Origin of the sequence: Streptococcus mitis (genome assembly GCF_001579035.1) — a bacterium.
Lineage (GTDB): Bacteria > Bacillota > Bacilli > Lactobacillales > Streptococcaceae > Streptococcus > Streptococcus mitis_J.
Genome location: NZ_KQ970287.1, coordinates 221,159 through 232,161, shown reverse-complemented (window position 1 = coordinate 232,161; position 11,003 = coordinate 221,159). Strand labels below are relative to the sequence as shown.

The 11,003-nt window shown below is 37.7% G+C and carries 4 protein-coding genes and 4 pseudogenes; all 8 read right to left on the bottom strand.

Annotation, left to right across the window (positions count from 1 at the left end):
- A partial coding sequence (ligA, locus tag SMIDD26_RS12925; RefSeq protein ID WP_246746931.1) for an NAD-dependent DNA ligase LigA occupies positions 1-997 on the bottom strand: 997 nt, incomplete at its 3' end.
- Positions 998-1,089: 92 nt separating this feature from the next.
- Complete coding sequence (locus SMIDD26_RS05555) at positions 1,090-2,268, bottom strand: MFS transporter (RefSeq protein ID WP_061439407.1); 1,179 nt, start codon at positions 2,266-2,268, stop codon at positions 1,090-1,092.
- Between the two features lie 79 nt (positions 2,269-2,347).
- Complete coding sequence (locus SMIDD26_RS05550) at positions 2,348-3,211, bottom strand: Rgg family transcriptional regulator (protein WP_061439405.1); 864 nt, start codon at positions 3,209-3,211, stop codon at positions 2,348-2,350.
- Positions 3,212-3,213: 2 nt separating this feature from the next.
- Positions 3,214-5,115, bottom strand: a complete 1,902-nt coding sequence (locus tag SMIDD26_RS05545; protein ID WP_061439402.1) for an ABC-F family ATP-binding cassette domain-containing protein — start codon at positions 5,113-5,115, stop codon at positions 3,214-3,216.
- 127 nt (positions 5,116-5,242) lie between these two features.
- Positions 5,243-5,437, bottom strand: a pseudogene (locus SMIDD26_RS05540) (transposase family protein); the annotation flags it as partial.
- Positions 5,438-5,670: 233 nt separating this feature from the next.
- Positions 5,671-5,739, bottom strand: a pseudogene (locus SMIDD26_RS13695) (cell surface protein); the annotation flags it as partial.
- A 1,953-nt stretch (positions 5,740-7,692) separates the two neighbouring features.
- Positions 7,693-8,313, bottom strand: a pseudogene (locus SMIDD26_RS13585) (adhesin); the annotation flags it as partial.
- Positions 8,314-10,542: 2,229 nt separating this feature from the next.
- Positions 10,543-10,605: pseudogene (locus tag SMIDD26_RS13690) on the bottom strand (YSIRK-type signal peptide-containing protein); the annotation flags it as partial.
- Between the last annotated feature and the right edge of the window lie 398 nt (positions 10,606-11,003).

The following is an 11,003-nucleotide window of genomic DNA, read 5'->3' as shown; positions in this document are numbered from 1 at the left end:
GGGTCAGATTAGCAGTTGGAGTCACAACACCGGTACGACCAACTGTCCAATCAACTGATAAGAGTTTAGCTTCTTTTTCCTCAGCAGGAAACTTGTAGGCTACTGCCCACTTTGGAGCCTTAACAGTAAAGCCGAGTTCTTCTTGACTTGCTAGGTCGTTTACCTTGATCACCACCCCATCGATATCATAGGGAAGATTGTCCCGTTTCTGTCCTACTTCTTGAATAAAATCCCAGATTTCATCTATGGTTTCAGCCAAGATTCGCTTAGGATTAACCACAAAACCGAGCTGTTCTAGGTGCTTCAAAACCTTTTCTTGGCTGTCACGAGTTGAAGGGCTGGCTTCCTGATAGAGAAACGTTGCAAGATTACGCTTGGCTACTACTGCTGTATCCAGCTGACGTAGTGTTCCTGCTGCCGCATTACGAGGATTGGCAAATTCAGGCTCTCCATTTTCTTGGCGAGCTTGGTTGACCTGGTCAAAAGAAGCGCGTGGCATGTAACATTCCCCACGAACTGTGATATCTAGTTCTTCTGGCAAAGTTAAGGGAATATCCTTGACGCGTTTGAGGTTTTCTGTGATATTTTCCCCAACAGAACCATCTCCACGCGTTGCCCCAGCAACGAAAATCCCCTTTTCATAAGTAAGCGAGATAGATAAGCCATCGATTTTCAGCTCACAAATATAGGTTGGATGAGCCACTTCCTTACGAACACGCGCATCAAAAGCTTCAAGCTCCTCACGTGAAAAAGCATCCTGCAAACTATAAAGAGGATACTGATGACTGTATTTTTCAAAACCATCTAAAACCTTGCCACCAACACGATGGGTCGGACTGTCTGCTAATACTTGATCTGGATAGGCAGACTCTAACTCGACCAACTCACGATAAAGACGGTCATACTCACTGTCTGAAACCGAGGGATTGTCGCTAGTATAGTACTCAGTCGCATAACGATTGAGCAAGGCGACCAACTCATTCATTCTTTTATTCATAAGACCATTTTACCATAAACTAAGCCCTCCTCACAAACGAGAAGGGCGGAAAAAACACTTAGTTTGAAATTATTTTTGAAACTCAAGCAGCCTTATATCAATTTTTCAAAATGAGTTCGAACATAAATAAACGATATACAAGACAAGATGATAACACCACTTCCAATTATCAGGAAAGAAGAGAGATGTACACTTGGCAAGACTGTCATAAATCCTTTTGCAATAGGCATAAATAGAATAGCTAAGGTAAAAATTGTACTCAGTACTCTCCCAAGAAATTCGCTCTCAACCTTGGTTTGTACTTGAGTAAAAAAGTGAATATTAAAAATCGTCATAAACAATTCACAAACTAAATTTCCAGAAAAGGAAAGAAAAGTTGGAAGTGGTAATCCCATCATAAAAACTCCGACACCTGTCAAAGCCAGTAAAATCAAAAGATTATAAACATTAGCTTTAATTTTACTAGCTAGAAGAGCCCCAATGATGGAACCAATAGCCCCCATAGTTAAAATACTTGCATAGGCTCCTTCTGACCCGTAAAGCTGATTCGAAAAGGGGAGTAGAAATTCAAAAGCTGCAAAAAAGAAATTAACGCTGGAAGCTACCAGCAAAAGGAAGAAAATCTCTTGCTGATGCCAGATATAGTGTAACCCATCCTTGATATCTACAAAAATATCTCTCCCAGTAAAAGCCTTTTTCTCTTGAACTTTTGCTTCCTCTTTTGGAAGGAAAGCCACTAGAACAAAAGCAATGAAAAAAGTCAGCGAGTCTAGCAATAGCGTCATATGGAGACTTGCAAACTGTAAAACAAGGAAGGAAAGAACAGGAGAGCTAACACCTACAACCTGCAAAACCAGCTCTAAGCGAGAGTTATAGATCACAATCTCATCTTTCTCAACAACCTCAGTTATAATGGCTTTATTGGCTGTACGAGAAAAGGCGGAAGCAATAGCCTGAACAATGTTGGCAACAATCAAAGCTCCAATCATCCAGCTGTCATTCCTTATGAAAGAAATAGCCAGACAAAGAATCCCGCAAACAAGGTCCGTCGCCATTAAAATCCTACGACGAGAAAAACGGTCTGAAATGACTCCGCCAAAGGGGTTGACGAGAATGGATGTGACGAGTTCAGAAATCTGATACATTCCTAAAACTGTCTGTCCCATAGTCCCCATGGAAGCCAACCAGACACTATTGCCATAATCATAGAGCATATTCCCTATCTTGTTAACAGCTCCACGGCTAATCAACTGTACTGCATAGCGATTCATATAAAAACTCCTCTCAAATTTTGAAACTATTGTATCAAAACCGAAAGGAGCTTTTTATTTTTTCCCTTATTTGGGAAAATTAATCTTTGACAAATTTTTCGTAGTGTTCCTGATAGTAGGCTACTTGCTCTGGAAGATCTAGCACATCAAAAATATGCATGGCCTCTTGCATCTGGCTACAACCTTCTTTACACTTTCCTTTTTGGTACAAAGCAAAACCTTTTAAGTAATGTAAAATATTTCGTTCATACAGACTAATGTTTTTACCAATAATCTTCTCTGTATAAGTCTCAAAATAGCTGGCATTATCAAAAGAAAGATGCTCTAAACAATGCTGGTAACAATTAAGGGCCAAAATCAACACTAATCTCTTATGGCGACCAATTTCTTGATAAAATTCCTCCCTCTCCATAACTTCTCTACCAATCCGAGTGACATAATCCACATCGTAAAAACTATAAAGGTTCCCAAAAAGAATCAACTCATACATGGTCCATTCTTCCGTTTTGAAGAGATAATCTGCTACCTTATCCAAATCATCCTGCTTCATATCATAACTCGAATCTCTTTGACAAATCAGACCTTGTAGCAAAATCCAGTTCAGCTCAAAATAGAGGGGATTTGTCGAACTCTTAGCCTTTTCAAGTTGTTCTCTTTGAAGCTTTTGAAAACCTGCAATATCATTTGAGTAGTAAAGGGGTACAATTTGTCCCATCATGGCAACATGTTCATGATTATGGAAATTCCTAGCCTTATCCATGAAATTTTCGATTGTGACATGAATGTTATCCAAAATCTCAAAGAAACGTGAGACTGCTAGGTCAGACTCCCCAAGCTCAAATCGAGATAATTGAGAGGTTGAACAGGACTCCCCTGCCGCCTCCTTTAAAGAATAATTTCCACTTGTCCGAAATTCACGAAATACTTTTCCAAGATGTTCCATCTTTACACCTGCTCTGATAATTCTTCCCACTCAAGCATAGCTTCTTCCTGACGATGGCTGATTTTGTCCAGCTCAGTCTGCAATTCCATCAGTTTACCGGCATCGTTTGTTTCCAACATCTGTTCAGAAATGGCTTGACTTTGACTTTCTAACTCTTCGATTTCAGCTTCTAGACTTTCGATTTGTCGCATGAGTTTGCGGGCTTCTTTTTGACTTTCTTTCTGGGCCTGATAATCATTGACTGGACTTGATTCTTTTACTTGATTGTTAGTTGAGGTTTCCTCAGTCTGACCCATTTCTACTTCTGCTTTCTTCTCAACATAGTAGTCATAGTCTCCTAGATAGAGAGTTGAACCATTCTCAGACAATTCCAAAACATGAGTTGCCACACGGTTGATAAAGTAACGGTCGTGGCTGACGAATAGAAGAGTTCCATCAAAGTCAATCAAAGCATTTTCCAACACTTCCTTGCTATCAATATCCAAGTGGTTGGTCGGCTCATCCAGAATCAAAAAGTTGTTGTTTTCCATAGACAATTTAGCTAAAAGCAAACGTGCTTTTTCGCCACCTGACAGCATGCCGACTGATTTTTTAACATCATCTCCTGAGAAAAGGAAGGCACCAAGACGATTACGGATTTCAACTTCTGGTGTCAGTTTAAAATCATTCCAGAGTTCGTCTAAGACTGTATTACTCGGTGTCAGCTTGCTTTGGGTTTGGTCATAGTAACCAACCTCAACATTGGCACCAAAGCGCTTTTCGCCCTTGATAAAAGGAATTTGATCCACGATTGATTTGATAAAGGTTGACTTGCCAATACCATTGGGACCAACGATCGCGATAGCATTCATCTTGCGAAGGTCTAGGTTGATAGGCTCTGACAATATTTCCCCATCATAGCCAATAGCAGCATTTTCAACAGTCAAAACAACATTGCCCGACGTCTTATCAGACTGGAAGGTCATGTTGGCTGATTTCTTACCAGCTTCAGGCTTATCCAAACGCTCCATTTTTTCCAGTTGTTTACGACGAGATTGGGCGCGTTTAGTCGTTGAAGCTCGGACTAGATTGCGGTTGACAAAGTCTTCCAGAGCTGCAATCTCCTTCTGTTGCTTTTCATAGTTTTTTGCCTCAGTAGCTAGTTTTTGCTCCTTCAACTCGACAAAACGAGAGTAGTTGCCCACATAGCGATCCAAAGAATGCTTGGTCAAATCTAACGTAATCGTCGCAACCTTGTCCAAGAAATAACGGTCGTGGCTGACAATAATGAGGGCACCGCTATAGTTTACCAAGTAATTCTCCAACCAAGCAATGGTTTCAATATCCAAATGGTTTGTCGGCTCGTCTAGTACCAAGAGATTGGGCTTTTCAAGGAGCATTTTGGCTAGTGCTAAGCGAGTATTTTGACCGCCAGAAAGCTCGCCAATTTTCATCTGCCACATAGACTCATCGAACTTGAATCCATTTAAAATCGCTCGGATATCAGCTTCATAGGTAAAGCCACCTGCTTGGCGAAAATTCTCAGATAAGCGGTCGTAATCTGACATCAGTTTATCCAAATCCTCACCAGACTTTTCACCCATCTCCAGCTCCATCTGACGAAGTTGTTTCTCAGTCCGACGTAAGTCATCAAAGACATGAAGCATTTCATCGTAGATGGTATTTTCAGACTCAAAACGGCTATCTTGGGCTAGGTAAGATAGAGAAATATCTTTTTTCTTATTGATTTCTCCACTAGTTGGCTCCTCTTCTCCAACCAAAATCTTCAAAAGAGTAGATTTACCTGCACCATTTTTTCCAACAAGAGCAATCCTGTCTCGTTCATCAACTTGCAGATTGATATTATCAAAAAGAACCTCTCCTGCAAAAGAACGTTCAATTTTATTAGCTTGTAAAATAATCATACAAGTAGTATAGCATGTTTCCCTAAGGCATTCAAGACAATCGTCTTGACCCAAATATCCTAGAAAAACCGGCTCTGCTTATTCTTAGTATTAAAAAATAGACTTCCTGCGAAACTAAAATCCTAGTTTCACGGTTGATAATACCAGCAATCAAATTCATTCGTAATCCGAAGCGTTTACGATGATTTCGATAGGTTGTTGAAAACATTTTAAACGTTTTTACTTTGGCAAAGATATTCTCAACTTTGCTTCTCTCCTTAGATAGCGCATGGTTATAGGCTTTATCTTCAGCTGTTAGCGACTTGAGTTTGCTGGATTTCCTCAGAGGGATTCACGGAACGATAAATACCTTATTATTGGACGCTTACCAATCTTCTACCTTAGAACTTATGACAAAAGAGGCTGGCAAAAAGTCTTTAAAATCAAAAAACGCATAATATCAGGCATTGAAAAACCTTGATACTATGTGTTTTATTGTGGGAAGATTTACTTCATTTTCTCCTGAAATTGAGTTTTTGCCCAGTCTCCTTCATTCATCCTAGATTACAAAATGTATTACTTCTCATCTTCTTTCTTGAAGAATCCTAGTCCTAGACCAGCTAACAAGGTCAACAATCCTGCACCAGCTAAGCCAGCATTAGCTTTGGTACCTGTATTTGGCAACTCCTCTCTCTTACCTGTCTCAGAAGTCGGAACTTCTGGATCTGGACTCACTAGAGTTTCAGTTTTTGGAACTTCTGATGCTGGACTTAGTGGTGGCATTGGAGTCTCTTGATTAGGTATTTCTGGAATCGGTGTCAGAATACTTGGATTTTCTGGATTTTGTTGTGGAGTTGGACTATCTGGAGTATCTGTTCCCTGAGGATTTGGTCTTTCCGGTTGTCTTGGTATTAATTCATAGTAGACGTTGACGATAGTATCTATTGTCGTTGAATTTACTTCTACTTTTGCCACTGAAGTTGGCTCTGGTGTTTTGTAATTTTCTATAGCCCCCGGTATTACCATATCCCATATCCCAGTTGTCCATATTCCTTCAGTTACTCCGTTTCTCTCTTTATTTACAGTATTTGTTTTTGTCAGTTTTATCGATTGAGTTGTCGCTTTTTTCAAGGCTTTATTTGTACCTTTTTCCAAATAATTGATTGTTCTTGTGACTGTTTTTTCTTCTGTAATTGGCACTTCTTTAACTTCTGTCTTGTCAACATAATAATAATTAACTACAACTCCTCCAGTTACTACTTTACCTATTTTATTCGTTGGTTCTTCTTTTAAAGTGTACGTTTTCGTCGTTACAATAATTTTCCCATCTTTTTCTTCTACTGTAACTTTTGGCTCAATCGTTTTTGCTGTTGTCTCATAATATGAACCTATATTTTTTTGTCCTTGGTCATCGCTATCGGCTACTTTTTCACTTGTTCCATCTTTGTAATAATTCGCTATTACTCCTGCTTGTTTCGATTTTTCAACGGTAATTGTATATTCTTGACTTGGTTTTTCTTCATCAGAATTATTATCCACCATTCGATTACCAGTTGCGAATGTATTTTCTACAACATCGTAACCTAATTTTTTTAATTCAGCTATTTTCTCATCAAGAGAATTTTGAGGAAATTCTTTTCCTACAATTCCGTCAATCGTAAAATCATCTTGCCCTTTAATGGATTTTGTAGTGCCATCTTCATTTCGTTCTACCACATGAACTAACGCTTTTCCTAATTCTTCATAAACATAGGTTACAACTGTTTCTCCGGGTGTTAGTTCTCCTGATGCAGTCGCTGAATCATCGGTTCTCTCAGGTTGATTATCAGCTAACGTACGACGTACACGATAACGTTTACCATCTCTTGTTGAAATAATATTATCTGCTTTTTCATCGAATGTATTTCTATACATTAATCCTAAAAATCCAGCTCTATTTTCTGTTGTTTCTTCTTCTTTTGGCACAAAAACTTCTTGATCATGATTATTGTTGTCTTTAATTGTTACTTTAGTCAGAACTACATTTCCTGCTTTATCAACATAACTAATCTTTTGTTTAGCGACTTTTTCCACCGTTGTTTTAACATCTGTTTTAATATCTAATTTTGAAAATGAGATCGGGTTGCCATCTTCATTTACAATTTTTCCATCAAGAGGAATATCGTCTTTGGCATCAAGATGAATTTTCAATACATTAGTCAGAGGAGTCATAACTTCTTTATTGATTATTCCTCCACCTTGTTCAACTTTTTTGTATTCTTTTATTTCCTTTACTTTTCCCGTTTTTGAATCAATAACACTCACGTGAATGGTTTTATGGATATCTAATTCCTTAATGACTGTTTTTCCATGCTCATCAACATTTTTCACTCTGACTTTTTCTAAAAATTCTGGCGCTCTATCAGTTGTTTCCTTAACGAAAAGTTCTGTCTTTATAGTTTCTATAACAGGATTTTTCTTTTTGTCTAATACAACATTCCCATCTCTATCTACAACATTATTTTTACTAGTATGTGTGCCATTTTCAAGAGTATTTCCGTCTTTATCAATGATTGGAACAGTTATCTCCTCTAACACTTTTTCGACAAATTCACCCGGCTTATCAGTTATATTCGCGGTATTTCCATCTTTATCTACGAAGCTCTTAAGATACTTCTCTTCTTTTAATTCATTTCCATTCGTATCTACATAGCGAACTTTTACACTTCCTTTTAAAAGTTCTTTTAATTCAGAAGTTTTCTTAACTTTTTCAATCTTTTCCTTAATTTTCTTCCCTTTATCTTCTGGAATTTTCTTTTCTTTCACTAATTTATCAATAATACGACGAGAAACTTCTTTTGCTGGCTCAACAGTATCTTGAATAACAGAAAAATCAGCTAAAATTGGGAGATTATATTGAATACGGTGACTTTGAGTATTTACACCTACTCTTTCATTATTTTCTGAAAATACTTGTACCGTATAAGACACAACATCTTTCCCTAATGGAATGTCCCCACTAGAAAAATAACCTCCTTTTCCTAGTTTACTGTCCCCTTCTCCTAGTTTTTCTTTGATTTTGTTCGACAATTGATCATCTGTCAGAACTTTATCTGCTGGTCGTTCTATTTTATCTGTCCCAACAATGTGTCCAAAGATCCTATATTCCTCACCACCTTTTACAATCCCATCTTTACCATATGAATTCGCTTTAGTGTTCGTTCTAGTCCTTTCTAACATATCCCTAGTAATATTATACTCGTTTGCAGTACCAGTGGCTATTATCGTTGATCCTTGAATAATAGTCTCTTTCCCATTTTGAGCTTGTAGATAAGTGTAACTATATTTATCCTTCAGCTTATTTCTGAGTTCATCACGCACCTCAACTAGTTTGTCACGTTCAACCTTATCTTTAGTTACTGTAATTGCTTCATTTTTTTCTTTAATCCCTTCTAAAATTGCCTTCGTCTCTGGACTGACATAATTGTTCTCAATCTCTAGTCTATCCTCTTCTGGATGATAGGTGATTTTAGATGCTTGTGGAAGCAGAAGTCTAAGCAGCTTGTACACGCGATTGGGATCATGTGCTTTATCTCTTTCTCTAACAGAATTAGTCCAAGTCGGGTCAGTTGGTTCCTTAATGACAGTTTTTAAGAAATTATTCAACTCATTTGCTGTTTTTGTATAGCTTTTACCTATACCTGGTAAAGTTTCTTTTAACTTATCTTCTTTTAAAGCTTCTTCACTGACTTCCATCACGATATCGCTTTGTTTCGCCTCTTCTTTTGCTTCTTCACTCAACTGTTTTTTTAATTTTTTCTCTGTTTCCGACAAAGTATTTTTATTTAATCCATGTTCCGCTAATTTTTTATTTTGGATTTCAATACTACGATGGTTTAGCTCGTAGTCTAAGATCTTTTTAATAGTTCTTGTAGCATCCGCCTCTTTTAGATTCCCATCAGGTTCAAGTTTTAAACCTTTTTTATATAAGTCTTCATTTTGAACGACTGTATCTATACGATGAAGTGTTTGATCGTATACCGTTTCTTCTGTACCATCGCTTTTCTGAGCTTTAACAACTACTCGATAAGTCCCTTTAGAACCATTAATATCTGAAATATAACCTGTTACAAACTCTACCTTGACACGACTTCCATACTTAGTCGAAAAAGCACTAAATTTCTTTTCAATTCCATTAAATCCCTTCACATTAGGAGAGTACTTAGTATACTTATCTCTCTCTACTAGTGGGAGTTTCTCTAATGCCGTTAAGTCAAATGAGTAGCGTTCATTTGGGGCATGAGGATCATAAGCTTTTCCATCCGAAACTTCTTCAGTACGATTGGCACGAGTACGTCCTTTAGCAAGCATAAGCATATACTTGAAACGACGATCTAAGGCTTGTTCATGAACATAGACATTATCTAGACCATCTCCACCAAGCATACCACCTTGCTCAATAATAGGCGTCCCATCGGCATTATATCCTTTGACACGCCAACCTGTGAAATAGCCATCTTTATTTCTTCTCCCAATAACAAATTTCCCTTTAACACCATCTTTATCAATAGCTTTCCAACCACCAAATTCCGTTAACTCTCTTATTTCTCCTGGTTTCAAACCTAACGCATCACCAAGTGTATCCATATTCCTTAGATAAGAACGTTCATTGTTTTGAAAGTCATCTGGTAAATTTTCTAAAGCCTTAAACATTTCTTCGACGGTCGCACCATCTTTCATTTCAAAAGTTAAATGAGCATTTTCATCTCCAGCAGGACTTTTATCATCTTTTTTTACCCATTCAAGATTTTTTGAAAATACTGATCCTTTTCGCTTATTGATTGCCTCTGCAACAGATTTATCAACATATTCAACCTCCTCTGTTTGAGGTTGTCCCGTTAATGTAATCACCTTAGGACCTGTTACTACTGGTACATATGTTCTACTACCAATGGTAATTTCTTCTGGCATATAAGAAATGATTTTACCTTGATAATGTTCCCCTTCAGGTATCGAAATAGTTTTTGCTTCTCCTAGATTTTCTTCTTCAAATTTCGGTTGATATTTAATATCTGTTGAAACAAGAGAACGTTTGCGCCGAATTTTAGTTTTATCGACTTCTTCAGTTTTATCCCGACTAGACTCTGTTTCTTTATTAGAGGAAATCTCTTTAGTGGTAGATGAAGAGACTCCACTATCATTACTTTCACTAGAAGGAGGATGTTCTTTATCAGAGGCTATACTAGTATCCCCAATAGTATCCGTCGCTTCTTCATTTGTTTTCCCAGAAGACATCTCTTCATTACGCGCTGGACTCGCTTCATAAACTGTCCCATTTACCAGAGAGTCATTTCCAGACCGCTCTGGATATGCCAAGCTTGCAGTCCTCTCAACTCCCTTATCTGACTCCACACCCTCAGCATGAGCAATCCCTGCTCCCATCAAAAGATAGAGCGCCCCAATGACAACACTAGCTGCACCGACACTCACTTTTCGAATACTGTATTTTAATTGTTTTTCTGGATTATTCATGTCGCACTCCATATATCTGACACCATTTTTATTTAATTTCAACTATATTAACTTTATCAATCTATTATACACTTAATTGGTTTGGATTTCAATTTTTTTAACAGAAGAGAAGAAAATGGAGGTTCATTTTTTCAAAAAGAAGGCAACTTAGCCAATGTCATTAAGTTAGTGATCTAAGCACTTGAATAGGAGGTGTGATTGAGGTCATCAAAGTGATTATCTATCGCATCTTCTGTTTTTTTGCATGACAAATAAAGGGTTTTTCACCCTATTTTTTGAGATTTATGTTACTCTATAGATGAAATCAACTACCGATTGGGCCTTTAGCTTTCTTGGATATTTTCGATTCGGTCGAATAATAGATAAGTGTTTCTTGAGGTAGTTTTTCAACTGGAGGG

What these genes read in the sequence shown, in the direction of transcription:
- SMIDD26_RS05555 (WP_061439407.1), bottom strand. Translation starts at nt 2,268, where the DNA reads ATGAATCGCTATGCAGTACAGTTGATTAGCCGTGGAGCTGTTAACAAG.
- SMIDD26_RS05550 (WP_061439405.1), bottom strand. Translation starts at nt 3,211, where the DNA reads ATGGAACATCTTGGAAAAGTATTTCGTGAATTTCGGACAAGTGGAAAT.
- SMIDD26_RS05545 (WP_061439402.1), bottom strand. Translation starts at nt 5,115, where the DNA reads ATGATTATTTTACAAGCTAATAAAATTGAACGTTCTTTTGCAGGAGAG.